Here is a 24,446-nt window from a genome sequence, read left to right on the forward strand (position 1 = left end):
GCTACGCCGCACCCGGTGGTCCGCCGCATCGAGCGTACGCCCCAGCTCCACCAGCTGCGCCCCCGGCCAGGTTCGCCGGCCATCCGTCACCGGGACGGGCGCGGCGTAGTCGGCGAGACCATGCTCGCAGGTGACGAACCCGCCTCGTCTCCGACGTGGTGGAGCGTCAGTATGCCGCCGTACCAAGGGCATCGGCGCGGCCTCACGCCGTGGCGGTGCTCGGCACCGAGGACGCGGGCAACGCGCCATGCGGCTTCGGCGGCGACGTCGGCGATCTGCTGCCGGTGGTGGGCGCGCAGCTGCGGGTTCGTAAATGACCCAAGGGTATGAACTCGATGCCTTCCTAGCTTTGTATGTTCATATTCGGGCGATGTGCTCTATTGCGACTCTCAGCCATGGAGCCGCAGGTCCAGCCAAGAGGATTGGAGCGCACACGTTGTATGACAGCACTACCTCAAGAACGCCTGATCGAAAGGAAACGTTGTTCAGGAGTGCGTGGTCGAACGGCAGCCAGCGGGGTGGCGAGCCCTCGGGGTGGATGCGAAGCCCGTCGGAGGTTAGTACGACTCGGGCCGGTGCGTGGTCGCGCCAGCGTTCCTGAGCTTCGGCCTCGGCTTCGTGGCGGCGCCGGTTGTTGAGTCGGTGGTTGGGGACCCAGCGGCGGCCAAAGGTCGGGTGGTCCTTGAAGTAGCCGGCGGGCGCGTGCGGGTAGACGATCTCGGTGCCGTAGTAGCGGGCCGTGGTGCACAGGACGTCCGCGTAAGCCGTCTCGCCGTCGTCGAGGGCCAGATCGGGTACGTGGATCGGGGTGAGCTCGCCGCCGGTCTGGAGGTGGTGTTGGAGTTGGGACGCCGCCTGTTCCGCTTCGGAGTGGGCGGCTTCGGCCATCCGCTTCTTGTTCTGTCGGCGGAGCCGCACAGTCGTTCCTTCCGTACTGACCAAAGACCTCCTCACGGCCGCGCCCAGTACGCACAAAGCGACGCGGCGGCCGTGAGGGACAGGTACACGATGTGATCACCAGAGCGAGTTGGCAGCGGTGCCGGTGGGGGCTGGTCTCCGCCCCCCTTTCTCCTCCTCTTTGAGACGTGCGAGCAGCTCGCCCAGGCGGTCGTTGCTGATGGGCTGGCGGGCGCGGACCGCTTCCTGGACAGCGGATCTGCTGATCCGTCCGGCCCGCTGGGACGCCGCCCGTGTGATGGGCAGCAGCTCCCGTAGCCAGTCGTCGTCGGTCTGCCGGTCCGAGGGACCGTCCCCGCTGTCCGAGACGGGTGTCTCGACCTTGTCCGCAAGGAAGTCGTTGTCCGCGTCGCGTGGTTCGAGCGTGCCGTTCGCTCTCCTCTCCAGAGGGGGAAGCGGGGAGTTGTCCGTGTCCTCCCGGACCGGTCCCGGACCGATGGCGGACCGGTCCTGGACGGACGACTCGGCCGTCCGTGCCATCAGGATGTAGAGGTGTACGGAGCCCGCCAGCGCCAGTGGCGCGAGCGTCGAGAGGACGCCGACGACGCCGTCCCCGAGGTGCAGTGCGGACCGTCCGGCGTCCGGTCCGCGGTTCAGGGTGATCGCGTGGAGCGCGTTCGCCCAGAGGCTGGCACCGGTGGCCGTCAGGAAGAGGAACCAGGCGTACAGGCGTGCGCCGAAGTGGCGGTTCCGTAGCAGTACGAGTGCCCGCACTCCGTATGCGATGAACCCATCGATGAAGACCGGGAAGAGGTACGAGAGCGATTCGCGCGCGTGGATGGCGACGGCGATCTGGCGGAGCGCGTCGTACGAGAAGGCGAAGCCGGCGGAGCCGAGCAGGATGATCGCGGCGCCGTCCCACAGGGTCATGCCGCGGAGGCTGCTCCGGTCCTGCTGGCCCTCCCGATCCTCCCCGTGCTCCACGCGCGGCGAAGGCGCCGTCCGTATGTGGGCGCGGGACATCAGAGGACACCGCCGTTGCGCGGGTTGATGAACTGCCAGGCGGGCGTCTGGGAGAGGAGCTGTCCGAGCTGTTCCAGTGACGTCACGTCGTGCATGTGCTGGCTGGGGCAGCTCACGCACGACACGCGCAGTACGAGCCGCTCCGTGCCGCCCTGGTCCGTGAAGTACAGCTCCAGGTGCTGGCCGCCCACTGTGTCGAGAGACGCGACCGCTTGCAGGTGTTCCTCGAAGGAGAGGAGCCCCAGAACCTCCCAGCCGAGCGTCGTCGCCTCGGCGCCGAGGACGTGGCGTGCGTACCGGGAAGCGGCGGCCACCGACCTTGGCCCCCAGGTACGGAAGGCGTCCTCGCGCGCGGCGGTGCGCCGTTCCTCGGCGGTGGTGAGCTGCTCGGCCGCGGCGAGCATGAGGGGGTGGGGCATCGGGGGGCCTTCCGGGTAGCAAGTGGTGCGGTGTACGTCGCCGTCGGCGGGGTCGGGCGGTTGGCCAGGCGCATGAGGACATCGGCGTGGCACGGCGCGTCGAGGGGGCAGGGGCATACGAGGTCGAGGCCGCGAAGGGCGCGGGCGAAGAGGTCGGCGTAGTGGCGACCGACCGGGCCCCGGAGCGTGGCGGCGTAGAGGTCGACGGTCTCCGCCTCGTCCATTGGGCCGCCGAGCAGGGAGGGGCCGGTGTCGCCGGGCCGGAACGGGTTCGCGTACAGGCTGCGGGGCCCACGTACGCGCAGGGCGTCGGCAGGTCGGCGGCATTGCGTGCCGAACCGTGTCGTCGTACGGGCATCATGCCGCCCTCCCGCCGCGCCGCCGGTCGCCGCCGATCATCGGGACGAGGGCGGTCAGCATCTCGGCCAGCCGGCTTGCCACGCGGGCGCCGACGAAATCGGTCAGGTCCGGGCCTTCGGCGTTACGGGCGGGCAGATTGGACGTGATGATCGTCGGAAGGCAGTGGTTGTAGCGGTAGTTGATGAGCCGGTAAGTGACCTCTTCCGTCCACTCGGACGTCTTCGCGGTCCCCAAGTCGTCCAGCAGGAGGAACCGCACCTCGCTGAGCCGCCGCAGCTCCCGCTCGGCGGCGCCCATGACCTGGGACGGCCGCAGGCTTCCGTACATGTCGGCGCTGTTCACGGTGATCACCTCGAAGCGGTCCGGGCCTCCCGCCGCGATACGGCGGAGTGCTCCGTACGCCTGATGGGTCTTGCCGGTGCCCGTGAGGCCGGTGAGCAGCAGCGCTCCTGCGGACGCGGTGTCGGCGAGGGCGCGGTCCGCCCACGCGGTGACCTCCGGCAGCGTCGCTTCGGCGGTGCGGAAGCGGGGCGGTGTGGCGGTCTGCCAGCGGTTCAGGGCGTACTCGGCGCGGGCGCGGCGGTGCCAGTCCGGGTCTCCGGGGTTCTCCTCCCGGGGGTGATCGCCGTCGGGTGCGAGCGGGATCCCCTTCGAGGCGAGGATGCGTTCGAGGGCGCGCATTGATCGGGCGCCGCCCACGCGTTCGGGCTTGGCCATGATCAGAATCCGTTCTCGTACGCGCTTGGCTTTGCCGTGTTCTGAAAGGGCGCCCACCCGCCGGACTGGCGGCGCAGGGGGACGACGTTGTCCTTCCCCGGCAGGTTGGAACCGGCAGCGGGAGTAGGACTCTGGGCCGGGAGATCGGCCCAGATACGCAGCAGATAGCGGGCGGACTGGGGCGGCCGAGCCGTATTCCAGCGACGGGCGACCAACTCGACCAGCCGATCGTGTCCCCAAGTCGCGGCGAGAGCTGTTACCCGGGCCCATTCGGATTCGGTGAGGCGCCATCCGACGAGCAGTCCGGCGCTCGTTATCGCCTTGACGAGGCCGCTGGCGCCTTCCGGTACGTCAACCGGATCCAGGTCGGACAAGCTTGCTTGCTTTTTGGTGGTGGTAGTACTCCCGTAGGGAGTACTACCACCACGCGTACGCGAGGAAGAAACTTCCTGATCTCGCCGCCGTGAGTTCCCACTTGAAGCCGGGTGAGGGTCGTTCTGGGAAGAAGATTCCCGGACCTCTGTTCCGTCTTCGTGGCCTGCGACGAGCAGAATGGTGTAGCTGTTGGGGTTGTCGCTACCTCCGCCTCGCTCGTAGCTGATTTCACCGAGAGCGGTCAGATCTCCGAGGCACTTGGTTATGGCGCGCGTTGTAAGCCGGGTGCTCTCTGATATGTCGTCCAGGGTCAAGCTGACCTTGCCCCGGTGATCTGCTTTCCGGGCGAGGGCGAGCATCACCAGGCGTGATCCCCTGCGTGATTTCGAGGACGACCAGACCAGATCCGTTGCTGTGTCGCTCATGAGTCGGCCCTGCCGGATGAGGCGATGTAGCGGGCCGACGCCATACCGAAGGAGGAGTCGTCCTCCGGCACATAGCCGTTCTGGGACGGCTCAGGAGTGCGGTAGAGGGCTCTGCTGGGGAGATGGAAGTCATGAGCCCGACGCCAGTCGGCCGTACGCGAGAAGCACCGCCGAATCAGGTGTGCGGCACCTTCCTCGGACTCCCGATCCACCAGAACGCGATGGAAATCCGGCCCGTAGAAATGGGTAACAGCTTGCTCTGCCGGAAAGACGCGTACCAGGACTGCCGTCGGCGCGATCGCTCTGATGGCATCGCTGAGATCGGCGCATGGCGAAGCCGCCGAAGGATTCTGAGACATGGGAGAACTCCCGTGAAGCGCAAGGAATTCCTTGCGTGAAGAATGGTTGCCCAGATCGGGCAGGAGATTCAGGCGGCGTCAGCAGCGGGCGAGGCGGGCGCGCCGGACGCGGAGGCCGAGGAGGAAGCCGGCGCGGAGCGCTTCCGGTGTCGCCGGGCGAGCTTCAGCAGGTAGGCGTGCGTGACACCGAGCCCCCGGGCCACGAGGGCCGGGTCCAGCGACGGATCGGCCGCGAAGCGCGCCACCACCGCTTCCCGCTCGACCTTGCCGAGGGCCGCGGTCGCACCGCCAAGGGCACGGGATACGGCATCGTCATCCACGCGTTGCTGCCACGCGGACCTCAGCGCCGAACGCTCGGAGGCCAGCAGCCCCGCCCGAATGCCGAACTCCTCGTCGTGCTGGAGCGAATCGACCAGGCACCGGGCGGCCACGGCCAGAGGGCAGGCCGCGCACAGGTTGAGCGGGCGGTTCAGCGACACGCCCAGCTTGGCCCTCACCTCGCCAGGCTCTTCGTACGGGCCGTCTCCCGGCGGGACGAACATTTCCGTATCGTGCCCGTCGCATTGAGCTTCTTCCGCCCAGTGCTTTCCGGGAATCTGTCTCGCCGTCTTGATAAGGGGCGACCAGTTGCCTTGGCTCGCGTCCTGAATCAGGCTGTATATGTCTGTTCTCATTTTGGCTCACGATGTGCGGCACTCAGACAAGATGTGCTTGCTTACGAGCGCGGAAGGAGGAATCAGAGACGCGTCCGCGAACGCTTGGAGGGCTGTAGCGGCATAATCGCTGTCTGCCCCTCCTTCGCGTCGGTCCTGCCCGGCTGCACGAAATGCATATCGGAAATGGACCGAAGGTCGTCCTCGGTGAACTGAACGAACTTCCCGAGCTTCCGGTGAGGAAGCGTGGAGATCCGTTCGCGCAGCCACTTCTCCGGGATATTCAGCCGCTCGGCCGCTTCGCCGTACCCGATGTGAAGGCGGTTGTCCCGAGGCTCCGGGCTCCGGCCCAGCAGGGCGTCGAAGTCACCGGCCCGCGCGAGCAGGCTCGCCACGGCGGCGAGCCCCTGCCATGCGGCGGGTCCCAGGTCGGCCGGGGGTACGTCCGCCGGGGCTATCGCCGTCGCCGCCATCACGCTTCCAGCCCGTGGAGCTTGGCCGTCCGCAGGTCGAACGCGTGGCCGCCAGAAGCCGCCCAACCGGCATGCGGGAACGAACGGATGATCCAGCGCGCGATGGTCAGGACCTTGGCCCGGGGGATACGAAGGACGAGCCCGCGCTCGTTCACGGCAGTGAGCCGCAGATGCGGCCACAGGGTCCGCGGACCCAAGAGGCGCACCTGAACGATGGCGGCATCCGGGAGCATCGACGCCAGCTGTTCGGCCAGCCGCTCCGCTGGGGCACAAACGGGCGGTACGGAAGTGCGCGGCGTGGAAGCGCGCGGTGCGGGTGTGGGCCGCGTGGCAGCCTTCGGGTTGCAGTCCGCAATGGGGGACATGCGACACTCCTCTACGTGGTACGCCACTCCACCAGTGCCCTGCAAGGACCGTGGAATGGCTGTTCAAGTGACGTCCGCGCCCCCTGCAAGGGGTCGGACATCGCGAGCTGTCCGGCGTCCGGGAGGTGCGAACTCTCGGACGCCGATGGCGTTTTAGGGGTTCTCCGAGCCCGAGGCCCAGAGGTGGCGAAGCCACAGAAGCGTGCGAAGCCCCTGTCTTTTCGCTAAAATGAAACTATCGCAAGCAGTAGAAAAAATCAACAGATCGATGTTTCTTCGGTTCGCATAAAAAACGAGGGTCCTGATGCCTGCTCGACGCTTCGACAGAAGCCGCGTGCGCTCGGTACGACGAGCCGCCGAGATCGCGCAGACCGACGTGGCCGCAGCCGTTGGAGTGGGCGACTCGACGGTTGCTGGCTGGGAACTCGGATCATCGGCACCGGATCAGGAGAAACTGCCCGCTCTGGCCCGGGTGCTCGGACACGACCTGGACGACCTCTTCCCGCGCGCCGGCCTTCCTGACCTCACCGATCTCCGGTGCGACGCCGGCCTCTACCGGTACGAGATGTCCAAGGTGATCGGGACGAAGAGCGACGGCCCGGTAGCGGGCGCGGAGCGAGGGGAACGGCCGCTCAGAGACCGGTACGTCTTCGCCGTGGCGAGCGCCTACGGCGTGACCGAGGACGAGCTGAAACGCGCGCAGGAACGGTCTCTCGCCAAGGCACGGAACGAGCAGCCGGCGGAAGCGGAGCAGGGGGAAGAAGCGCAGGCGGCCGAGGCACCTCCCCGCACCCTCGCCGAGAAGATCACGCTGATCCTGGAACGCTCGTACCCGGGGCAGAAATCACCGGGCGACACGGAGATCGCCGAGGCGATCAACGCCCACGCCGGCTCGCGGGTCATCTCCGCGCAGGGCGTGGCGGATCTTCGTACCGGTGCCGAGGAAGAAGCGGCGCCGGTCGTGCTTGAGGGCCTGGCCGCCTTCTTCGGCCTGTCCCCTCTCTACTTCCAGCCGAACGACGCCGTGGCGCGGCAGGTCTATGAGGGACTTCTGCTCATGTCGGCGGCGAAGAAGGGGACAGTCGGACGGGTCAGGGCCCGCGGCGTGGGTACGGAGGGGCTGCCGCCGAACGTCCTGTCCATCCTCAACGACCTCGCGACAGAGCTGGCCAAGGTAGAGCCAGAGACGAGTGACTGAAAGAGCTATCGGCCTGGACAGCTTCCTTTCGATCGCGCGCCAAGAGAGTGTTGAGCTGCTCCCTCCGGCTGATGTGCCCGGATCGTGGCGGCTGCTCTGTGGACCGGCGAGGAGTCGCCGACGGATCTGATCCCTCTCATGCCGTCGCAGAGTCGGGTACGGTGTCTGCCCCAGACCCGACTCTGCGTCACCCGGCGGGTGGTCGACGGTGCTCGCGCAGTTGTGCCGGACGAGGGCATCGCGTCACGCGCACCGGCGTTGAAGCGCTGCGAGCCAGCCGGGTTGGTTGATCACGCGCCACGCGGCCATCCGCTCGGCGATCGCGGTTCAGTCCGTCTCGGGTTTCCATCGGTCGGTGACGCGGATGGCCGAGATGGAGCCGACGAGCCAGACGGCGAAGGCGATCACGGCAATGGTGAGGGTCAGGGAGGCGAGGACGGAGGTGGAGAGAGTGGCCCCGACGATGGGGTTGGTGAGTGGGGTGGCGAGCCATGCGTTGGTCAGCAGGCCGAGACCGGCTGCGAGGAGGAGCGGTAGCAGCAGAGTCCAGGCGGCGGTGGCCAGGAAGATGCGGCGTCGGCCCGTGAGTACCCCGAGAGGTGCGATGGAGCGGCTGAAGCGCTGGAATTCGGCGAGGCTGTTGAGGCTCAGGGCAAGGGCCATTGCCGCGATACCGGCCATGCCGAAGAGGGCGACCCAGGCGCCGCGGCTGGCCCGGTTCACGGTTCCGTTGAGCCAGCTCCCTCCCGGGATCTCAGCGTTCGGGGTCGGTGAAAGTTGGGTGAAGGCGGCCCGGCGGATCTGGTCCACGGGCAGCGGTTTTCCGCGCGCGTCGAGCAGGACGAGGTAACGGCCGTCACCGGTTGCCGGAGCGGTGGCGACGGGGCCCACGCGCAGTGCGATGTCTGTCCCGCCGGAGAACCAGTTGGCGAGTTCGCTCAGCCGCGGGTCGGGGTCCATGACGCCGAACGGTGCTGGGTGATCGCATGAGCGTTTGATGGCTTTGAGTGCTGCGCAGGAAGCCTGAACGGAAACTGTGGCGCGGTTGTTGTCGTCGATCCGGCCCGTCATCGAGTAGGCCCGCACACTTGACGGGAGCTCGGCCAGGAACGCGCGGGTGCGGTCGCCGGGGTCCGGCTGAGTCAGTGTGTAGACGGTGTCGCCGAGCCGGTCGGCCGAGGCGCGGGCCGCCGCGTACTCGGAACTCAGACGGCTGCTGTGGAGCTGCACCTGGCCGACCAGGCCGATCGCGATGACCAGTCCCGCCACCAGCCGGACGGTGATGCCGGGGTTCCCGGCCATCCAGCGTCCGGCCACGAGAGTGCCGGACATCCCGGTGCGGCGACCGATCCGGCTGAGGGCCCGGCCGATCAGGCCGATGAGCAGGCCGATCACGGACGGCAGCGTGGCCATGGTCAGCGCGACACCGGCGCTGTAGATCAGCAGGAACAGGAAGGTGTTGCCGTTGGACAGCGGCTCGGGTCCCTGGACGGTGAAGAGGACCGCGAAGGGGAACACTGTCGGCCACCACCGGGGCAACCGGCCGCCGGCGGCCCGCAGGCCCGTCCCGCCGTCCCGTCGGACACGGTGCAGGACCGAGGCCGTCAGGACCACCACGCCGAACGAGGCCAGCGCCCCGATCAGCCAGGCAGCGGTGCTTCGGGCCACGTCCGCGCTCGACACGGTGTAGCCGGTGAGCGGCAGAGTTACGTTGATGTGCGAGGCCCAAAGGGCCGGAGCGACTCCCAGCGCCGTTCCGAGGAAAGCGGGCAACAGCGTCTCGCCGCAGTTGACCAGGGTCCGCGCGGTCCACGAGGCACCGAGCGCGTCGAGGAGTACGGTCCGACGCCGGCGGGCCTCCGCCCCCATCCGGACGGCGACCACCATCAGACCGATCGCGGGCAGAACCAGAAGGCCCAGCACCGTCGTTGCCAGAACCTTCAGCGATTCGACATTCAGGTTGTTCCCGAACATTGTGCCCGGCGCACCGTAACCATTGACGGTGAATGCCTTTTCCCGGTCGATGAATCGGTCGTCGGCCGGCCGGACGTACGCGAGGAGCTCGTCGGGATCAGCCAGCCCGTTCTCGGCGATCCGGCCCGAGGCCCGGCCGTAACGCGTCAGGACTCCGTGGGAGGCGCCTCGCTCGGCGAGCGCGGGGGAGAGCACCGACTGCCCCGGGCGTGGCCATGTGCGCAGGCCAGGAGGCAGAGGCGCGCTTTCCGACAGCGGCGCGATGTAGATGACGGAATACTGCTCCTGCGCGATTTCGTCGAAGGACGCCTGCCAGAGCGCGACGGCGGGCTGCGACGGGTCGCTGTCATGGACGATCGGATTGCGCGCTGTACTGCGCTGCTCACGGCCGTCGTATGCGGCGGTGGAGAGGACCAGGGCCGTCAAGGCCAGTGTGAGGGTGGCGGCGGCACAGACCAGTGCGACAAACCGGAGCCCTCCGCCACGGACCGAACGTCCCGCATGCCAGCCGACCGTCATCAACTGACGTGTCAGAGAACGTTCTTTCACGAGGCACTCACCGAAGTCTGGAGCCGCCCGGCCTCCAGCAGCAGCGTGCGGTCCGCCCGGGCGGCGACAGACGCGTCGTGCGTGACGACCAGCAGCGCGCACCGGCGCTGCTCCGGGAGTGAGAACAGCAGGTCGGCGACTGTCTCCCGGTTCACCGAGTCCAGCGCCCCGGTCGGCTCGTCCGCCAGCAGGAGGGCCGGCTCGTTGACCAGCGCGCGTGCCACCGCCGTACGTTGACGCTCACCACCCGACAAGTGGGCCGTCGGGGACCCGTCCGCCGGGACCCCCAGTTCCTGCAGCAGCCGGGCGGCCCGCTCGTAGCCCTCCCGGCGCGGCACTCCCGCCAGCAGAGCGGCCAGCGCCACGTTCTCCAACGGCGTGAGTTCGGCGAGCAGTTCGCCGAACTGAAAGACCATCCCCACGTTCGCGCGGCGGTGTTGCGCCAAGGCGCGACCTCGCATCGGGACGATGTCGCGACCCGCGATCCGGACCGTTCCCGCGTGCGGTTTGGTCAGCCCCAGCAGGCACATCAGCAGCGTGCTCTTCCCGCTTCCGCTGGCGCCCGTCACCGCGACCGACTCACCGTAGGAGACACTCAGGTTGATGTCGTCCAGAAGAGCACGGTCCGGCAACGCGTAGCTGAGCGATTCGACCGCCACGGCGCTTTCGGAAGCTGTGGCGGAGGATGGCGCAGACGGGGTCGGCGGCGGAACGGTCACAGCGGGCCTCTCGACGGCAAGTGGAGCAGAGTAAACGTGAGGCCGACCCAGCCGGGCCGGCCTCACATCGTCATACAGTCGTCACAGGGACAAGACGTCCGTGGTCAGACGTCAGGCCACCCATTTTCCGCAGGTGTCGGGGGCGGACTGCTCCTGCCGGCAGGCACGGAGCTGGTAGATGGCCGTACTACCCGTGGAACTGACCACGGTGCCGGCGCCGCTCTTGTTCCAGAGGTTCTTGGTCACGCCCGGCTCGGACTTGCGGTAGTACTCCCCCTTCGCGGCACGGCTGTCCGCCTTGGTGTCCTCAACGTTCGCCGTCAGGTTGGAATTTGAGGTGTAGGCCTTCGAGCCCTCGGTGGTCGCCGTCAGCGCGAACGCCGGGGCGCTGCCGCAGAGCGCCGCGATCCCGGCCACGGTGCAGGCGGCCTTCGTAAGAGTGCGCATTGGTGTATCCCCTCCCTGAAAAGCCCGAGCGGGCTTCCCTGGAGTCGAGCCCGGCGTTCCCCTGTGACAACCGAGCGTGATCAACCGACTCCGGTGAGATTGAAACAAAGCGATGTTCGATCAAGCAACATCATTTCGATAGCTTGGCTGAAAGGTAGATCCCTTATAATCCCCCAGCCCTCCCCGGTTGGTGTGTTTTGGGTGCATTGCAGGTATTTTTCTGCGAGGGGACGGGGCTGGGGGTTCGCTCCTTTGCTGAAATGAAGCGTGATGGGAATGGCGGCCCTTGTTAGGGTATTCATGTATTTGCAATGAATCTCTCCGGGTGGTTTGCGAAGGCTTGAAATGATCTCTCAGTACCTACGGTGTGGGGCATCCCTGCATGCAACAGCTCCCTGTTTCTGGCATTTGGCCTGCCGGGAACAGGGAGCCGTGGAGCCCTCTGTGGTGCATGTCAGGTGTGAGGAGAACCGTCGGTGAGGGCTCGCGGCACCCACCCACCTGGTGCTGATCCTGTTCGACGACTACTGCCAGGCTGACGGCTCACTTGACTCGTAGCGCCGCCCCGCCGCGAACACCGCCTCGACCGCCTTCAGCGCGTCAAGATCGGCAAGCGGATCCCCATCGACCAGGAGCAGATCTGCCCGGTAGCCGGGAGCGATCCGCCCCGCAGTCCCGCCCAGTCCCAGCGCGTCGGCCGCGTCGGCGGTCGCCATGTCGATGATCTTCGCGTTCGGCAGGCCCAGGTGGGCATAGAACGACAGGGCCGGGACCAGCCCGTCGAAGCCGGCGCGCTGGACCCCGGCGTCGGTGCCGGCGATGAGTTTGGCGCCCGCCTCCGCCATCTGCCGCACCAGATCGAACATCGCTTCCGCCCGCTCGGCGCCGAAGAGACGCGGGAGCATCTGCCAGTGCGGGCTGACGGCCGGGCAGACGGCGATGCCGCGGTCGATGATCTGCTTCAGTACGTCCTGCCGGAGGTTGAGGCCGTCGCTCGTCATCCAGGTGCAGTGTTCGAGCGTGTCCACGCCTGCTTCGACAGCCGTGGCGATGCCGTCCGTTCCGTGCGCGTGGGCGGCCACGGGGACGCCGGCCCGGTGAGCCTCGTCCACGAGGGCCGCCAGCTCCTCCCGGGAGAACTGGCTCTGCCAGCTCCTCGGCCCCTCCTTGGTCAGCCCGCCGCCGGTGACCATCGCCTTGATCACGGTGGCCCCCGCCGCGAGGTTGCGGCGGACGAGTTCGCGGACTTCGGCCTCGCCGGAGACCTCGCCGCCGAGGAAGTGGCAGTGCCCGCCGGGCGGAGTCGCGGGCGTGCCCGCCGACACGATCCGGGGGCCGGGCGTACGGCCGTCGGCGACCTCGCCGGCCAGCCGCAGCGCGAGGCCGCCGCGGTCGCCGAGGTCGCGGGCCGTCGTGACACCGCTGCGCAGTAGCTGTCCCGCGCGACGCCGCATGTCCTGGAGCAACGTTTCGTCGGTCGACTCCTGGAGCGTGGCAACGGGGTCCGCCCCACCATCGAACGCCAGGTGCACATGGGCGTCGATCAGTCCGGGCAGGACGGTTCCCGAGAACGCGAAGCGGGGCACCTCGGCGCCCGCCCGTTCCTCGATCTGGGCTCGGGGGCCAACCGCGGCGATCGAGTCGCCGTCGATGAGGACCGCGCCGTCGTCCAGATAGGTCCCGGAGCCGACAAGCACCCGGTCACCAGTGATCAGCAGCATCTCGTCTCCTTCGGTTCCTTCGGTGTCTTCGTCATCGCTGTCTACGCGGCGGGCCGGAGGGCGTCCGACACCGCGATCAGTTGCCGTACGTCCGACTTCCGGTCGCTCCCCAGAGCCATCGCCAGCGGCACCGCCCGGCGCGGCGCCGGATCCCCCTGCCCGATCCTGGCCACGGCCTCGCGGAGCCGGCCCGCCAGCTCGGCGGAGTCGAGGTCGAGGAGCGCGCCGTCCTCCTCGTCGACCACGTACGGACTGATATCGACCAGACCGTCACGACATTCCACTATCCGACGGTGATAGCGGCGGTGCACGCCACGCGCCCGCCACCGATCCCGGGTGGCAGGGGAGGCTGGCCGCAGCACGATTTCGGGGTACGCCTCGGACAGCAACCGCCACAGCGGAGCCAGTCGGCGGTGGTCACGTCGATGCCGCAGCCAGAGCCGCGTGGAGGCGATCCTCGCGCGGGCTCCGGAGTAGGTGATGCCCGCGACGAAGAGCAGGATGGACACCATCAGCAGCACCGCGACCCCCTCCATGAGCGGCTGCGGTACGGTCCGCCCGGCCCACCGGATGACGACGATCACGGCACGAACCGCGCAGGCCACCGCCATCGCGTCGAGGCCGACGGCCGCCATCCAGAGCCCCGTCGAGTGCGGGCGCCGCGACATCCGCGCGTACCGGCGCGTCCACCAACCGGCCATGCCCAGGGCGTACATGAGGTAGAGGCCGGCGCCGCCGTAGAAGAAGGCGATCTGCGGGACCGTCATGTCCGCCGTGCTGAACGAACCGGCGAACACGCTGTGCGGAACCGTCTCCGCTGCCACGGTGATCGCCACCGCCACTCCCGCGACGACCAGGGCCTCCCATCGCGCCCGCCGCCGCCCGGTCCGGCCGTCGGCCGAGTACAGGTAGAAGCACATCAAGAAGTAGACGGTGAGGAGCAGGAGCACGTTCTGGAGCAGCTTCGCCGCCCCGTGCCCAGCCACGGTGTCGACGCCGGACGCGCCGCCCGGCATGGCCAGGGGGTACGAGAGCGCGGCGCAGACCAGGCACAGGGTGACCGAACGGAGAGGTGCGTCGTGCGGGGACCGCGTCAGCTGGTAGAGCTTCCAAACGACAGCAGCCGCGAGTCCCAGGAGGAGCAGTTGCACGGATTACAGCCATCCCCGCCGGTCACCGAGGGCTGACTCGACCCGGCGGAGCGAGGGATCCTCCGACATCGGGGTGACACCGTCGAGGACCGACGACCACTCCAGGATGATCGTGGCCACCAGCTCGACCTCGCACTCCTCCCCGTCCTCGTACGAACAGCGCCGGGCGACCCGGCGGATCATCTCGGGATCGAGCACGGGGATCATGGTGGCCCAGCCCTCGACGAAGTCGTCGGCGGGCTCGTGGTCGTCAGCGACGTCTTCGCTCTCGGGCTCATCCTCGGACACGAGAATGTGCCCCACCTCGTGCAGGATGATGTGCTCCTGGTGCAGGCGTGTGGTCTCCCGCTGGTACAGGATCACGTCCATATCGGCGACGTCGACCCAGAGTCCGGAGGGCCCCGGCTTCTCCAGCGGCGCCGCCCGAAGAACAATCGGCCGGCCGCGCCTCTCACCGAGCGCCCGGCACAACTCCTCGACGTCCAGCGGGGGATGGATACCGAGGTCTTGCAGCTCCCGCCGGATCCGGCGATGCAGGTCCTTCTCCACCGTACGATTCGCGGCAGTCCGCCACCGGCCCAACCGGCCCCGGCTCACTTCGCCCCGCGCGGGAGCCTTGGGTGCAGCGGCCTCGCGGCCACTCTTCCCGGACCACATGAGAAATCCCCTTCGTACCGGCTGGTGTTCGTTCTCCCCCGAACCGGGCGACAGCCGCGCCCCGTGACGATGACGGTCAGTTCCCGCGCCGAAAGAGGAGGCGCGAGCGCAGCGTCCATATCTCCTCGCGTGCCCGAGATATTGCGGGCGCGAACGGCAATGAAGTGCCACCGAGTGGTCTCGGCAGCGCTTTCAGGAACCTCGTTGGACAGTACGTGAAGTCCCAGGACAAGGCGTGGCGGGAAAGGGATGGTAGGCCCCACGTGGCGGGTAGCCCTAACGATGCATCAAATAGCTATAAAGCGGCATCTATGTGTCTTGACCATGCCGCTGAGCTGGTGATTCTTGCCCGCGGTAGATGCGTCCGAGGGATTGAGGGGGCTGTTATCGATTTGAGATCTTCTCTCCATGTGGGACTGGATCACATGATGACTAAGCGGGCAAATCCATCTTCAGTGGGGCCCTGGTGGCGAGGTGTGGCCATGTTCGCTTGGTGACAGTTCGGGCAAATCGGCGCTTACGCTTTCGGTCATGTCCAACAAGATGCTGAACCAAGTAGATGGCTACCTGGAGTTCTGGAACGAGTACCACTTGTGCACGCTGACGACGGCTCGTCCTGATGGGCGACCTCATGTCGTGCCCGTCGGTGTGACGATCGACGCTGATGCTGGTATCGCTCGGGTTATCACCCGCAAATCCAGCAAGAAAGTCGCGAACATCCTGTCGGTGCCCCACGGTCAGGCGCATGTGGCCGTCTGTCAGGTCGACGGAGGCCGGTGGGCCACGCTGGAGGGTGTGGCGACGGTCAACCCCGAACGGGCGGCCGTTGAGGCTGCTGTGGCTCGTTACGGGGAGCGGTACCGCCGGGTTCCTGCCCCCGACCCGGAGCGTGTGGTGATCGAGATCCAGATCGAGCGGGTCATGGGGCAGACGGTTCAGGTATCGCCGGCAGGCCGCGCGGCATAGCCCGAGGAGTTCCCGGCCGGCCCCCGCCGGCCGGGCGTGCGGCGGCGGGGGAATCCGGCGGTGAGTCACCTCATGCCGCCATGGGGTTCATGCTCCATTCGATGGCCTCAATGATCTCGTCGTCGAGCATGGCGAGCAGATGCCCGTACCTGTCGACCGTGGTCGTGATCGACTCGTGGCCCAGACGGGCTTGGATGCCCGGCAGCGGCACCTTCTTGGCGATGAGCCAGGAGGCGTGGGTGTGGCGGAGGTCGTGGATGCGTGGCCTCTTTGTCAGCCCGTCGTGGGCAGCGCGTGTGAGGGCGGTCTTCCAGCGTGCGTGGTAGAAGCCGCCCGAGTCCCAGGCGCCGCCTTCCGGCGCTGTGAAGACGAAGTCGTTCGGCTGCTTCCCGGCGCAGTTGCGCTTGAAGAGCAGGACCAAGTACGGGGAGAGGACCAGGGTCCGGCGGCTGCGCTTCGTCTTGGGGGCGCCGAGTGTCTTCCCGCCGTCGATCCGCTTCCACGCCCGCTGGACGCGCAGCATCGGGCGGGAGCCGTGCAGGGTGAGATCACGCGGCTGGAGCGCGGCCATCTCGCTCCAGCGCAGCCCCGTGGCGGCGAGGGCGTCCACCAGGTCCACGGAGTCGGCGTGGACGTGTGAGCGGAGGATGGCGAACTCCTCGCGTTCCAGGAACACTTGCTCATCCGCCGTGTGTTCGTCCTCCGGCAGCCGGGTGTGGACGCAGGGGTTCGTGGACCGCAGTGGCGGCTCCGCGATGACCGCGGCTTGGAGGACGCCGTACAGCAGGCCGTGCAGGTTCCTGATCGTCTTGGGCGCGAGCGCCCGTCGCTTGGCCTGTGGCGGGTGATGAGGTCCGGGCCGGCCGGTCTGGAGGTCGTTGACCCAGGAGCTGATCTGGTCCTGGCCGATGCCGCCGGGGCCCTGGCGTACCGAGAGTTCCTTGAACCAGGGGACGAGGTGGGTGGCCAGCATCTTGCGGTAGTTGGACCGCGTCCCGTCCTGCACGCCGGTGAGGAGACCGATGTACCGCTCGGCGTACGCGGGGAACAGATCCTCTGCCGGGATGCCGGGGGCCTCTTCTTCCTCTTCGTCCACGAAGCCCTTGCCCTGTACCCAGCCGGGCGGCCATTGCTGTCCGTGACCGTTCACCAGGTCGCGGAAACGTTTCGCTGACTCCTCGTCATCGAAGTCCTCGCCCTGCTCGGGGCCGGTTCGTACGCCGCGGTCTCGCCAAGCGCCGCGGTGTACGTGCTCTCCGGTGGCCCGCTTCCGGGACCTGATGAATGCCATGGCCAAGCATCGTAGGAGAGCGCAGGTGCGGAAAAATGTGCGGAAGAAACGGTGACAAAAAAACCGCCCCCAACCTGTTTTCGCAGGTCAGGGGCGGTTCTTAAGAGCGGTAGCGGAGGGATTTGAACCCTCGGTGAGTTTCCCCACACTCGCTTTCGAGGCGAGCTCCTTCGGCCGCTCGGACACGCTACCGAGAGAGAGCTTAGCCCACGGAGGGCCGTGGTTCGAAATCGATACCGGGTGGGGGGTCAGCGGTGGCGGAAGAAGGTGGTGAGGAGGGTGGAGCATTCGTCGGCGAGTACGCCGTGGATCACTTCGGGGCGGTGGTTGAGGCGGCGGTCGCGGATGACGTCCCAGAGGGAGCCGGCGGCGCCGGCTTTTTCGTCGAGGGCGCCGAAGACCACGCGGTCGATCCGGGACTGGACGATCGCGCCCGCGCACATCGTGCACGGTTCCAGGGTCACCACCAGGGTGCAGCCCGTCAGCCGCCACGCGCCGAGGCGCGCGGCGGCCCGGCGGAGGGCCAGGACCTCCGCATGGGCCGTCGGGTCGCCGGTCGCCTCGCGTTCGTTGTGGCCCGACGCGAGCACCGTGCCGTCCGGGGACAGCACGACCGCGCCGACCGGTACGTCACCGGCCCTGCCCGCCCGTGCCGCCTGGTCCAGGGCCAGGCGCATGGACGCCCGCCAGGGGTCGCGTACGGGGTCGGGCGCGGTGTCGTGCCGCGTGGTCACTAGCGGACGGTCTCCAGTACCTCGGAGGCGCCCAGCGCGTCGGCGATCTCGGCCATCGCGTCGGACTCCAGGGCCAGCAGATCCGCCTCGGACAGTCCGAGGTCGGTGAGGATGCCGCGGTCGCCGACCGGGCCCGCGGGCGCGGTCTCCCCGGCCGTCAGGCCGCCGTCCGCGCTGTCGTGGTCGTCGTCGGCGGCGTCGTTGTCGTATCCCTCGTCTCGCTCGTCCGGCTCGCCGTCCTCCGTACCGTCGAGGTCCAGCGTGTCCAGGTCGTCGGCCGGGTCGTCGTCGTCCCCGCCGAGCAGTTCGTCAATGAGGATCTCCCCGTACGAGGAGCGGGCGGCCGCGGCCGCGTCGGAGACGTAGATCCGGGGGTCCTCCTCACCCTCCACACGGAGGATGCCGAACCAGGAGTCCTCCTGCTCGATGAAGACGAGAACCGTTTCCTCGTCCACCGAGGCTTCGCGGGCCAGGTCGGTCAGGTCCGACAAGGTCTCCACGTCGTCGAGATCTGTATCGCTCGCTTCCCATCCGTCTTCGGTGCGCGCGAGCAGTGCGGCGAAGTACACCGTGACTCTCCCACTGGTCTGAGGTGTGACGATTCAGAGATGTAGAGATCTGATGTGACGATTCGGCGGTGCGGCGCGGTGCTCCGACCCGCCCAATCGGCATCGTGACAGAAACGGGGGCTTCGCGAGAGGTCTTCCGCCGTTGCGTCGTCACGGCATTTTATTAGGCCCCTGTTCGGCCCTCGGCGGGGGATGCCCCTTCACCAACGGAATGTGCGCATCCGCATCTGCTGCCGCATCCGCGCGGCCCTCGCCCGGCGCGGCTTCACGCGCTCGCGCAGCGCCTTGGCCTCGTACAGCTCCCGCAGGAACTGCGCCCGCCGCCTCCGGCGTGCCGCTTCCGCCTCGGGGTCGGCCGGTCCCTCGGGGCTCCCGGGGCCCTCGGGGTCCTCCGGGGCGCCCGCGCTTCCGTGCTCGTTCTCCTGCTCGTACGGGTCCCGCATGGTGCCTACCTTGCCCCGTTACCGGCGGTCGGTGCCAGCGCGTAGGGCCTTGGCCCCCGGTTACTGTTGACGCCATGCGGATTCATGTCGTCGACCACCCCCTGGTCGCGCACAAACTCACCACCCTGCGCGACCGGCGCACCGACTCCCCGACCTTCCGGCGCCTCGCCGACGAGCTGGTCACCCTGCTCGCGTACGAGGCGACCCGGGACGTACGGACCGAACAGGTCGACATCCAGACCCCCGTCCAGGGCACGACCGGGGTGAAGCTCTCCCACCCGCGCCCGCTGGTCGTCCCGATCCTCCGGGCCGGGCTCGGCATGCTCGACGGCATGGTGCGGCTCCTGCCGACCGCCGAGGTGGGCTTCCTCGGGATGATCCGTAACGAGGAGACGCTCCAGGCGTCCACGTACGCCACCCGGATGCCCGAGGACCTCTCGGGCCGCCAGGTGTACGTACTCGACCCGATGCTCGCGACCGGCGGCACCCTGGTCGCGGCGATCCGGGAGCTGATCAAGCGCGGCGCGGACGATGTCACCGCGGTCGTGCTGCTCGCCGCGCCCGAGGGCGTCGAGGTGATGGAGCGCGAGCTGGCGGGCACGCCGGTGACGATCGTCACGGCGGCGGTCGACGAGCGGCTCAACGAGAACGGCTACATCGTCCCGGGGCTCGGTGACGCGGGCGATCGTATGTACGGGACTGTTGACTGAGCCGTACCGCGGCTTTCGTTCCTCAGCTTTTCTTTTTGCAGGAGGGCGTGGCCGGTGCGCTGAGCGTTGCCAGCGCCTCGTCCACGTCCTTCTGTACGTTCAGCTTCTTGAACGCCGTTCCGATGATCAGATCGACATCCTTCGTCTTCCGCGCGTCCGTCTTCTTCGTGGCGCCCGTGAGCTGGGTGCCGAGCACCGTCTTCGCGGAGTCGGACACGGCGGAGCCCAGCAGCAGTCCGGTGCCGGGCACCTTCTTGTCGTACGCCTCCGGGGCGTTGCCCACCTCGCCGATCACGAAGCCGCGCTTCTTCAGCTCGTCGGCCGTGGTCTTGGCGAGTCCGGCCGTCGGGGTCGCGTTGTAGACGTTGACCTTGATCTGCCGGGGCTTGGGCAGCGTCCCGGCGGTCTTCGACGCGGCGGCCAGGGCGGAGGCCGAGGCCGTGGGCTCGCAGGCGGGGTCCCGGCCGGCGGTGGCCGTGCCCTTCTTGCCGCCACTGCCGTCGCCGTCGCCCGAGAAGACGTCGATGAGTTGCGTCGTACCCCAGCCGGCGAGGCCGAGGGCGACCGTGGCGGCGACAGCCGCGAGCACGATCCTGCGGCGATTGCGGGGGCGGCGCATGCGGGGGTACTTGTCACCCGTGATGCGGTACTTTCCGCCCATGCCGGGGGGAGTCAGCATGCTCATGGCCGCAGCGTAGTGCGCGCCGGAGATGATTCCTACTAAATGATCAACAGGTTGCGCAGTACGGGTTCGGAAAGGGCCCGAAAGGGTTAGTCGCGGACCCGCTCCGACGCCGAGGTGCCTGGTTCAGGACCTCAGTCCAGGTCCAGTTCCAGAACGCGCGCGTGCAGTACCTGGCGCTGCTGGAGCGCGGCGCGTACGGCGCGGTGCAGTCCGTCCTCCAGGTAGAGGTCGCCCTGCCATTTCACGACGTGCGCGAACAGGTCGCCGTAGAAAGTGGAGTCCTCGGCGAGCAGCGTCTCCAGGTCGAGCTGACCCTTCGTCGTCACCAGCTGATCGAGGCGGACCGGGCGCGGCGCGACATCCGCCCACTGCCGGGTACTTTCCCGGCCATGGTCGGGATACGGCCGCCCATTACCGATGCGCTTGAAGATCACACGGAAAGCCTACCGGGCCAGCGGCGCCGGGCGCAGCCGTGGCGGCGGAGAGGGGCGGAGCGTACCGATGGGTAGTGATGTCATTCCATAGGAAAGCGGACGCCGCTCGCGCGGAAGAGTTTTCCGGCGGGTGCCGGATCGGACCCTATGCGGCGTCCGGGACTTCGATGATCTTGCCGTTCTCGTCGACGCTGTGCGTGTTCCAGTAGAGGTCCCACTTGTCGTCCACGTGCTGGGGGACCTTGCCGGCGGGGTAGCGGACGTAGCCCTTCGGGGGCTCCTCGCCGTTGGGTACGCAGTCGCCGCCCGCGCTGCCCACGTACAGCACGGGGTACTCGTCGCTTCCGCAGATGGCGTCCTCTATCGAGCACGCGGTCAGGCCCATGCTCATCACGAGACCCGCGAGGACGACGGCGGGCGCGGTGCGCATACGGCGGCTGCGGATGCGGCGGATCGTGGTGGCGGTGCGGCGTGCGTTCATGGTGTAACTCCCCTGGACTCGCGCGGACTTGGCGTCAGCTCTGCTGCTTGATGGGTCCAGTCTTGGCGAGGTCCGGCGGGAGCGTATGAGCGCAACTACTCAGATGATCTGGATGATGTGCTTACCGCGGACCCCGCCCGCCTCCAGGGCGCTGTGGGCCGCGCCGATCTCGGACAGCGGGCGCACGGTGTCCACCACGGGGCGGATGCCATCGGTCTCCACGCGTTCGGTCACCTCGGCGAGGAGCCGGCGGTCCGGATTGCCACTGAAGATACGGATCCGGCGCGGTCCATGGACGGTCGAGGCGAGGATGTAGGCGATGCTCGGGAGCGGGCGCGCCGCGTCGAACGCGATGGCCACCATCCGGCCGCCGGGCGCCAGCAGGCCCCGGTAGGCCCGCTGTTCGGTGCCGACCGTGTCCAGCACGACATCGAAGCGGCCGAGGTCGGCGGGGCGGGTCGTACGGTAGTCCAGGACCTCGTCGGCACCCAGGCCCCGGACGAAGTCCGCGCCCGCCGCGCTCGCCAGGGCGGTCACATGGGCGCCGTAGCCCTTGCCCAGTTGGACGGCCACGCTGCCGACGCCGCCCGCGCCGCCGCGTACGAGGAGACGTTCGCCGGGCCGGAGGCGGGCCTTGTCGCGCAGCGCGGTGAGCGCGGTCGTACCGCCCGCGAGCAGCGAGACGGCCTCCGCCGGGGTGAGTCCGGCGGGGGCGGGGGCGATCCTGCCGGGGCTGATGGCCACGTACTCCGCCGCGCTGCCGAGGGACGTACGGCCCATGAAGCCCCACACCCGGTCGCCCACCCGGTCGCCTGCCCGGTTGTTCGCCCGCTTTTCGTTCAGCGACGTCCCGGTCCCGACCTTCGCGATCTCGCCGACGAAGTCGATCCCCGTACGCTGCGGGAAGCGGCGCCCGGTCACGACGCGTATCTTGCCGGCCCGGCCTGCCACCTCGCCGCCGTTGACGCTCACCGCGTGGACGCGGACCAGCACCTGATCCGGCGTGATGTCCGGTACCGGCAGGCGGCCCTCGTACAGCACCTCCGGGGGGCCGTAGCGGTCGTAGAGGGCTGCGCGCATGTCGTTCATGGTCCTGTCCCGATCCTGAAGCCGATGTCGGAGTTCCCGTTCCCTCCTCACGCTACGGCCGTAACCGGACGACACCTTCCACTTGGCCTAAAGTGAGAGACATGCCTGTTCAGACCTCTCGGAAGCCCTCGTCGAAGCCGGAGCTGCGCGCCGACGCGCGGCACAATCGCGAGCGCATCCTCGACGCCGCCCGCGAGGCGTTCATGGCGCAGGGCATCGATGTGCCCCTCACGGCGATCGCCCGGCGCGCGGGCGTCGGCGTCGCGACCCTCTACCGGCGCTTCCCGACCCGCGCCTCGCTCGTCACGGCGGCTTTCGAGGAGCAGCTCGGCGTCTGCGCCGAGGTGCTCGACGAGGCGCTGGCGGACCCGGACCCCTGGCACGGGCTCTGCACCGTCGTCCACAAGGTCGCCGCCATGCAGGTCTGCGACCGGGGCTTCACCGCCGCGTTCCTCACCCAGTTCCCCGAGGGCGTCGACATCGACCTCGCCCTCGAACGCACCCGCGCGGAGGAGGGGCTGGAGCTGCTGGTCCGGCGGGCCAAGGAGACGGGGAAGCTGCGGGACGACTTCGCGCCCAGCGACCTCGTGATGCTGCTGGTCGCCAACTGCGGCCTCGTCGCGGGGCTGCCGCCGGACCCGTCGGCCGCCCACGCCGCGTCCCGGCGGCTCGTCGCGTACCTCCTCCAGTCCTTCCGGGCCGACCGCGCCGCGCCCCTGCCGCCGCCCGCGCCGCTCGGGCTGCGACAGATCACTGCCCGGAGAGCGTGAGCGGCTCTCCGGGCAGTGGTGGGCCATGCGTTACGGGCTACGCGTTACGCGTTACCGGTTACGCCTTCGGCTCGTGCTCGTGGTCGTGGTCCTGCGCCTTGGTGGCGGACTTCAGGCCCTTGGGCGCCACGGCCGGCTTCTTGACCGTGCTGACGTCGTGCGCGTACGTGCCCACCGCGTTGGCGATGACACCGATGTTGACGCCGAACGCCTTCATGCTGATGTTGCTGAGGTCGTCGCAGGCCGAGTGGTAGCACTTGTCGTACGCCACACCCGCCTCGCCGCCGTAACGCCGCTCCTGGGCCGCCGTCTTGATGCCCTCGGCGCCCGTGAACGTACCGCCCGCCGGGATGCCGACCTCGATGAACGGGCCGTAGTCGGAGCGGCCGTTGAACTCGGAGCCCTCGTGCGGGATCCGCTTCGAGTCCAGGTACTTCTGGATGGCCTTCTCGATCTGGGCCGAGCCCTCGGGACCCGGTTCGGCGGCTTCGCTGTCCGAGCCGTCGCCGTCGTACACGAACTGCGCGTAGTTCGGGCTCGCGATCATGTCGAAGTTCAGGTAGAGCGCGAGGTCGGCGCGCTGCTTGTCGGTCAGCTCCGCCACGTAGTGCTCGGAGCCCAGCAGGCCCAGCTCCTCCGCCGACCACCACGCGAAGCGGACCTTGTTCGTCGGCTTCTCGTGCGTCCTGGCGAGCTTGAGGGCGACATCGAGCAGACCGGCCGAGCCCGAGCCGTTGTCGTTGATGCCCGGCCCCTCGGTGACCGAGTCGAGGTGCGAGCCGAGCATGACCGTACGGTCCGAGCGGCCGCCCTTGGTCTCGGCGATCACGTTGCGGGTGGTGCGCTGCTCCTGGAGCTGGCGGATGTCGAAGGAGACGCTCACCGGGCCTCCGGCGACGTCGGCGGCGAGCGCCTGGCCGTCGGCCTGGCTGATGCCGCCCGTGGGGATCACACCGACGTCCGGGTCGCCGAGGGTGCCGCTCAGGGTGCCCGTCGTGTTGTTGTAGATGATCGCGCCGACCGCGCCAGCCGCGCCGGCCTCCTGCTGCTTCTGGGCGAAGGTGCAGCCGCCGCGCTGGATGAGCGCGATCTTTCCGGTGTACGCGCCGGCCGCGTAGTCGCCCGCGGCGCAGCCGGTGGCCGCGCTGACCGGGACGGCCGCGATCTCCGCCGTGATACCGCCCACCGGGGTGGACCTGGTGTACGACATGGCGTGGATGCCGATGTCGCGCGGTGCCGGCGAGGTGACGGCGAGCTTCTCGGCCAGCGTCTCGATGTAGGTGATCTCGAAGTCCTGGTACGAGACCCGGTAGCCGGCCTTCTTGAGCAGGTCGTGGACGTACGACGCGCTCTTGTCGTGGCCGGGGGTGCCGGCGGCCCGGTGGCCGCCGTTGGCCTCCGCGATCACCTGGAACTTCTGGAGGTGCTTGTACGCGTCCTTCGCGGACGAGTCGCGGACCAGCTCCTTCGCGAGCTTCGCCCCCTCTTTGGCGGGGTTGTGCCGGCTGGCCGCGGAGTGCTGCGAACCGGCCTTCGTGCCGGCCTTTGAACCGGCGACGGCGGGCGAGGAGGCGGAGAGCAGAAGGGGGGCGGCGAGCGCGGTGGCGGCTGCTACTGCCACGAATCTGCGGGACGTTGCGGTCACAGGAGTCCTCTCGTTGCGATCGAACGTGAGCGAAGTTCCAGGAAAACTAGCGACCTGCGCGGCGGTTGTGAACATATGTGGCGCAGGTCACGGAACGTTTCCGCAGATCGCGGCGTCAAAGGGGCGCTTATGCGCCGAGGTTCGGCG

Annotated in this window: 28 protein-coding genes, 1 tRNA gene and 1 pseudogene; 4 read left to right on the plus strand and 26 right to left on the minus strand. The window is 68.5% G+C overall.

Translation table 11 applies throughout. The features are described 5' to 3' along the window. Nucleotides 1-357: 357 nt before the first annotated feature. The 10 genes and pseudogenes from DVK44_RS16765 to DVK44_RS37125 all read right to left on the minus strand — a co-directional run bounded on the left by DVK44_RS16765 (nt 358) and on the right by DVK44_RS37125 (nt 6,066). Nucleotides 358-888, minus strand: a complete 531-nt coding sequence (locus tag DVK44_RS16765; protein ID WP_114665185.1) for a hypothetical protein — start codon at nt 886-888, stop codon at nt 358-360. Nucleotides 889-1,014: 126 nt separating this feature from the next. Continuing rightward, on the minus strand, nt 1,015-1,827 hold the full coding sequence (locus tag DVK44_RS16770) for a DUF2637 domain-containing protein (protein WP_114665186.1): 813 nt from the start codon (nt 1,825-1,827) through the stop codon (nt 1,015-1,017). A gap of 92 nt (nt 1,828-1,919) precedes the next feature. Beyond that, nucleotides 1,920-2,339, minus strand: a complete 420-nt coding sequence (locus tag DVK44_RS16775; RefSeq protein ID WP_114660398.1) for a DUF6195 family protein — start codon at nt 2,337-2,339, stop codon at nt 1,920-1,922. Nucleotides 2,340-2,422: 83 nt separating this feature from the next. Then, nucleotides 2,423-2,656 (minus strand): annotated as a pseudogene (locus tag DVK44_RS37630) (DUF4326 domain-containing protein); the annotation flags it as partial. A 40-nt stretch (nt 2,657-2,696) separates the two neighbouring features. Then, nucleotides 2,697-3,416 carry an ATP-binding protein gene (locus tag DVK44_RS16785; protein WP_114660399.1) on the minus strand — a complete coding sequence of 240 codons (720 nt, stop codon included), beginning with the start codon at nt 3,414-3,416 and terminating at the stop codon, nt 2,697-2,699. Between the two features lie 2 nt (nt 3,417-3,418). Further along, nucleotides 3,419-4,216, minus strand: a complete 798-nt coding sequence (locus tag DVK44_RS36410; RefSeq protein WP_162793883.1) for a hypothetical protein — start codon at nt 4,214-4,216, stop codon at nt 3,419-3,421. Then, a complete protein-coding gene (locus DVK44_RS36415) occupies nt 4,213-4,575 on the minus strand; it encodes a hypothetical protein (protein ID WP_162793885.1) in 363 nt (120 codons plus the stop codon). Before DVK44_RS36415 ends, DVK44_RS36410 begins: the two co-directional genes overlap by 4 nt. A gap of 68 nt (nt 4,576-4,643) precedes the next feature. Then, the gene (locus tag DVK44_RS16790; protein WP_114660400.1) at nt 4,644-5,249 is read right to left on the minus strand and encodes a WhiB family transcriptional regulator; all 606 of its coding nucleotides are present in this window, start codon (nt 5,247-5,249) and stop codon (nt 4,644-4,646) included. Nucleotides 5,250-5,311: 62 nt separating this feature from the next. Further along, the gene (locus DVK44_RS16795; protein ID WP_228447196.1) at nt 5,312-5,701 is read right to left on the minus strand and encodes a helix-turn-helix domain-containing protein; all 390 of its coding nucleotides are present in this window, start codon (nt 5,699-5,701) and stop codon (nt 5,312-5,314) included. Next, entirely contained in the window at nt 5,701-6,066 is a 366-nt protein-coding gene (locus DVK44_RS37125; protein WP_228447197.1) for a transcriptional regulator, read from the minus strand. Before DVK44_RS37125 ends, DVK44_RS16795 begins: the two co-directional genes overlap by 1 nt. A 334-nt stretch (nt 6,067-6,400) precedes the next feature. On the opposite strand from DVK44_RS37125, the gene DVK44_RS16805 reads away from it, so the two are divergent. Continuing rightward, nucleotides 6,401-7,264, plus strand: a complete 864-nt coding sequence (locus DVK44_RS16805) for a helix-turn-helix domain-containing protein (RefSeq protein ID WP_231717287.1) — start codon at nt 6,401-6,403, stop codon at nt 7,262-7,264. Between the two features lie 327 nt (nt 7,265-7,591). Here the strand turns inward: DVK44_RS16805 and DVK44_RS16810 are convergent, their stop codons facing one another. From DVK44_RS16810 to DVK44_RS16835, 6 genes are all read right to left on the minus strand, one after another. Beyond that, nucleotides 7,592-9,889 carry an FtsX-like permease family protein gene (locus tag DVK44_RS16810; RefSeq protein ID WP_162793887.1) on the minus strand — a complete coding sequence of 766 codons (2,298 nt, stop codon included), beginning with the start codon at nt 9,887-9,889 and terminating at the stop codon, nt 7,592-7,594. Next, complete coding sequence (locus DVK44_RS16815; protein ID WP_114660404.1) at nt 9,784-10,446, minus strand: ABC transporter ATP-binding protein; 663 nt, start codon at nt 10,444-10,446, stop codon at nt 9,784-9,786. Before DVK44_RS16815 ends, DVK44_RS16810 begins: the two co-directional genes overlap by 106 nt. A gap of 171 nt (nt 10,447-10,617) precedes the next feature. After that, nucleotides 10,618-10,953, minus strand: coding sequence for a hypothetical protein (locus DVK44_RS16820; protein WP_114660405.1), 336 nt, complete (start codon nt 10,951-10,953; stop codon nt 10,618-10,620). A gap of 524 nt (nt 10,954-11,477) precedes the next feature. Continuing rightward, a complete protein-coding gene (locus DVK44_RS16825; protein WP_181957643.1) occupies nt 11,478-12,671 on the minus strand; it encodes an amidohydrolase family protein in 1,194 nt (397 codons plus the stop codon). 44 nt (nt 12,672-12,715) lie between these two features. After that, on the minus strand, nt 12,716-13,825 hold the full coding sequence (locus DVK44_RS16830) for an MAB_1171c family putative transporter (RefSeq protein WP_114660406.1): 1,110 nt from the start codon (nt 13,823-13,825) through the stop codon (nt 12,716-12,718). A gap of 3 nt (nt 13,826-13,828) precedes the next feature. After that, a complete protein-coding gene (locus tag DVK44_RS16835) occupies nt 13,829-14,374 on the minus strand; it encodes a hypothetical protein (protein ID WP_114660407.1) in 546 nt (181 codons plus the stop codon). 639 nt (nt 14,375-15,013) lie between these two features. Here DVK44_RS16835 and DVK44_RS16840 point away from each other — a divergent pair. Further along, entirely contained in the window at nt 15,014-15,448 is a 435-nt protein-coding gene (locus DVK44_RS16840; RefSeq protein ID WP_114660408.1) for a pyridoxamine 5'-phosphate oxidase family protein, read from the plus strand. 70 nt (nt 15,449-15,518) lie between these two features. Here the strand turns inward: DVK44_RS16840 and DVK44_RS16845 are convergent, their stop codons facing one another. From DVK44_RS16845 to DVK44_RS16865, 5 genes are all read right to left on the minus strand, one after another. Beyond that, nucleotides 15,519-16,739: a tyrosine-type recombinase/integrase gene (locus DVK44_RS16845; RefSeq protein WP_114660409.1), complete on the minus strand. Its 1,221-nt coding sequence runs from the start codon at nt 16,737-16,739 to the stop codon at nt 15,519-15,521. 107 nt (nt 16,740-16,846) lie between these two features. Further along, nucleotides 16,847-16,931, minus strand: a tRNA-Ser gene (locus DVK44_RS16850). Nucleotides 16,932-16,987: 56 nt separating this feature from the next. After that, nucleotides 16,988-17,416, minus strand: a complete 429-nt coding sequence (gene tadA, locus DVK44_RS16855) for a tRNA adenosine(34) deaminase TadA (protein WP_114665189.1) — start codon at nt 17,414-17,416, stop codon at nt 16,988-16,990. A gap of 56 nt (nt 17,417-17,472) precedes the next feature. Further along, nucleotides 17,473-18,042 carry a tRNA adenosine deaminase-associated protein gene (locus DVK44_RS16860; protein WP_114660410.1) on the minus strand — a complete coding sequence of 190 codons (570 nt, stop codon included), beginning with the start codon at nt 18,040-18,042 and terminating at the stop codon, nt 17,473-17,475. 200 nt (nt 18,043-18,242) lie between these two features. Then, entirely contained in the window at nt 18,243-18,485 is a 243-nt protein-coding gene (locus DVK44_RS16865; protein WP_114660411.1) for a hypothetical protein, read from the minus strand. 74 nt (nt 18,486-18,559) lie between these two features. Between DVK44_RS16865 and upp the strand changes: the two genes are divergently transcribed. Continuing rightward, nucleotides 18,560-19,195, plus strand: coding sequence for a uracil phosphoribosyltransferase (gene upp / locus DVK44_RS16870; RefSeq protein ID WP_114660412.1), 636 nt, complete (start codon nt 18,560-18,562; stop codon nt 19,193-19,195). Nucleotides 19,196-19,217: 22 nt separating this feature from the next. On the opposite strand, the gene DVK44_RS16875 is transcribed toward upp, so the two are convergent. The 4 genes from DVK44_RS16875 to DVK44_RS16890 all read right to left on the minus strand — a co-directional run bounded on the left by DVK44_RS16875 (nt 19,218) and on the right by DVK44_RS16890 (nt 21,884). Continuing rightward, nucleotides 19,218-19,880 (minus strand): LytR C-terminal domain-containing protein, encoded by a 663-nt coding sequence (locus DVK44_RS16875; protein WP_114660413.1) that lies wholly within the window; start codon nt 19,878-19,880, stop codon nt 19,218-19,220. A 131-nt stretch (nt 19,881-20,011) separates the two neighbouring features. After that, nucleotides 20,012-20,314 carry a type II toxin-antitoxin system VapB family antitoxin gene (locus DVK44_RS16880; protein ID WP_114660414.1) on the minus strand — a complete coding sequence of 101 codons (303 nt, stop codon included), beginning with the start codon at nt 20,312-20,314 and terminating at the stop codon, nt 20,012-20,014. 145 nt (nt 20,315-20,459) lie between these two features. Continuing rightward, complete coding sequence (locus tag DVK44_RS16885) at nt 20,460-20,795, minus strand: SCO0607 family lipoprotein (RefSeq protein ID WP_114660415.1); 336 nt, start codon at nt 20,793-20,795, stop codon at nt 20,460-20,462. Between the two features lie 99 nt (nt 20,796-20,894). Next, nucleotides 20,895-21,884, minus strand: coding sequence for an NAD(P)-dependent alcohol dehydrogenase (locus DVK44_RS16890; RefSeq protein WP_114660416.1), 990 nt, complete (start codon nt 21,882-21,884; stop codon nt 20,895-20,897). A gap of 101 nt (nt 21,885-21,985) precedes the next feature. Here DVK44_RS16890 and DVK44_RS16895 point away from each other — a divergent pair, with 101 nt between their 5' ends. Next, nucleotides 21,986-22,654 carry a TetR/AcrR family transcriptional regulator gene (locus DVK44_RS16895; protein ID WP_114660417.1) on the plus strand — a complete coding sequence of 223 codons (669 nt, stop codon included), beginning with the start codon at nt 21,986-21,988 and terminating at the stop codon, nt 22,652-22,654. Between the two features lie 58 nt (nt 22,655-22,712). Here the strand turns inward: DVK44_RS16895 and DVK44_RS16900 are convergent, their stop codons facing one another. Beyond that, on the minus strand, nt 22,713-24,299 hold the full coding sequence (locus DVK44_RS16900; protein WP_228447198.1) for a M28 family metallopeptidase: 1,587 nt from the start codon (nt 24,297-24,299) through the stop codon (nt 22,713-22,715). Nucleotides 24,300-24,446 lie beyond the last annotated feature (147 nt).

The sequence above is a fragment of the Streptomyces paludis genome (assembly GCF_003344965.1).
Taxonomy (GTDB): domain Bacteria; phylum Actinomycetota; class Actinomycetes; order Streptomycetales; family Streptomycetaceae; genus Streptomyces; species Streptomyces paludis.

What these genes read in the sequence shown, in the direction of transcription:
- DVK44_RS16765 (WP_114665185.1), bottom strand. Translation starts at nt 888, where the DNA reads ATGGCCGAAGCCGCCCACTCCGAAGCGGAACAGGCGGCGTCCCAACTC.
- DVK44_RS16770 (WP_114665186.1), bottom strand. Translation starts at nt 1,827, where the DNA reads ATGACCCTGTGGGACGGCGCCGCGATCATCCTGCTCGGCTCCGCCGGC.
- DVK44_RS16775 (WP_114660398.1), bottom strand. Translation starts at nt 2,339, where the DNA reads ATGCCCCACCCCCTCATGCTCGCCGCGGCCGAGCAGCTCACCACCGCC.
- DVK44_RS16785 (WP_114660399.1), bottom strand. Translation starts at nt 3,416, where the DNA reads ATGGCCAAGCCCGAACGCGTGGGCGGCGCCCGATCAATGCGCGCCCTC.
- DVK44_RS36410 (WP_162793883.1), bottom strand. Translation starts at nt 4,216, where the DNA reads ATGAGCGACACAGCAACGGATCTGGTCTGGTCGTCCTCGAAATCACGC.
- DVK44_RS36415 (WP_162793885.1), bottom strand. Translation starts at nt 4,575, where the DNA reads ATGTCTCAGAATCCTTCGGCGGCTTCGCCATGCGCCGATCTCAGCGAT.
- DVK44_RS16790 (WP_114660400.1), bottom strand. Translation starts at nt 5,249, where the DNA reads ATGAGAACAGACATATACAGCCTGATTCAGGACGCGAGCCAAGGCAAC.
- DVK44_RS16795 (WP_228447196.1), bottom strand. Translation starts at nt 5,701, where the DNA reads ATGGCGGCGACGGCGATAGCCCCGGCGGACGTACCCCCGGCCGACCTG.
- DVK44_RS37125 (WP_228447197.1), bottom strand. Translation starts at nt 6,066, where the DNA reads ATGTCCCCCATTGCGGACTGCAACCCGAAGGCTGCCACGCGGCCCACA.
- DVK44_RS16820 (WP_114660405.1), bottom strand. Translation starts at nt 10,953, where the DNA reads ATGCGCACTCTTACGAAGGCCGCCTGCACCGTGGCCGGGATCGCGGCG.
- DVK44_RS16840 (WP_114660408.1), top strand. Translation starts at nt 15,014, where the DNA reads ATGTCCAACAAGATGCTGAACCAAGTAGATGGCTACCTGGAGTTCTGG.
- DVK44_RS16845 (WP_114660409.1), bottom strand. Translation starts at nt 16,739, where the DNA reads ATGGCATTCATCAGGTCCCGGAAGCGGGCCACCGGAGAGCACGTACAC.
- tadA (WP_114665189.1), bottom strand. Translation starts at nt 17,416, where the DNA reads ATGCGCCTGGCCCTGGACCAGGCGGCACGGGCGGGCAGGGCCGGTGAC.
- DVK44_RS16865 (WP_114660411.1), bottom strand. Translation starts at nt 18,485, where the DNA reads ATGCGGGACCCGTACGAGCAGGAGAACGAGCACGGAAGCGCGGGCGCC.
- upp (WP_114660412.1), top strand. Translation starts at nt 18,560, where the DNA reads ATGCGGATTCATGTCGTCGACCACCCCCTGGTCGCGCACAAACTCACC.
- DVK44_RS16875 (WP_114660413.1), bottom strand. Translation starts at nt 19,880, where the DNA reads ATGAGCATGCTGACTCCCCCCGGCATGGGCGGAAAGTACCGCATCACG.
- DVK44_RS16885 (WP_114660415.1), bottom strand. Translation starts at nt 20,795, where the DNA reads ATGAACGCACGCCGCACCGCCACCACGATCCGCCGCATCCGCAGCCGC.
- DVK44_RS16890 (WP_114660416.1), bottom strand. Translation starts at nt 21,884, where the DNA reads ATGAACGACATGCGCGCAGCCCTCTACGACCGCTACGGCCCCCCGGAG.
- DVK44_RS16895 (WP_114660417.1), top strand. Translation starts at nt 21,986, where the DNA reads ATGCCTGTTCAGACCTCTCGGAAGCCCTCGTCGAAGCCGGAGCTGCGC.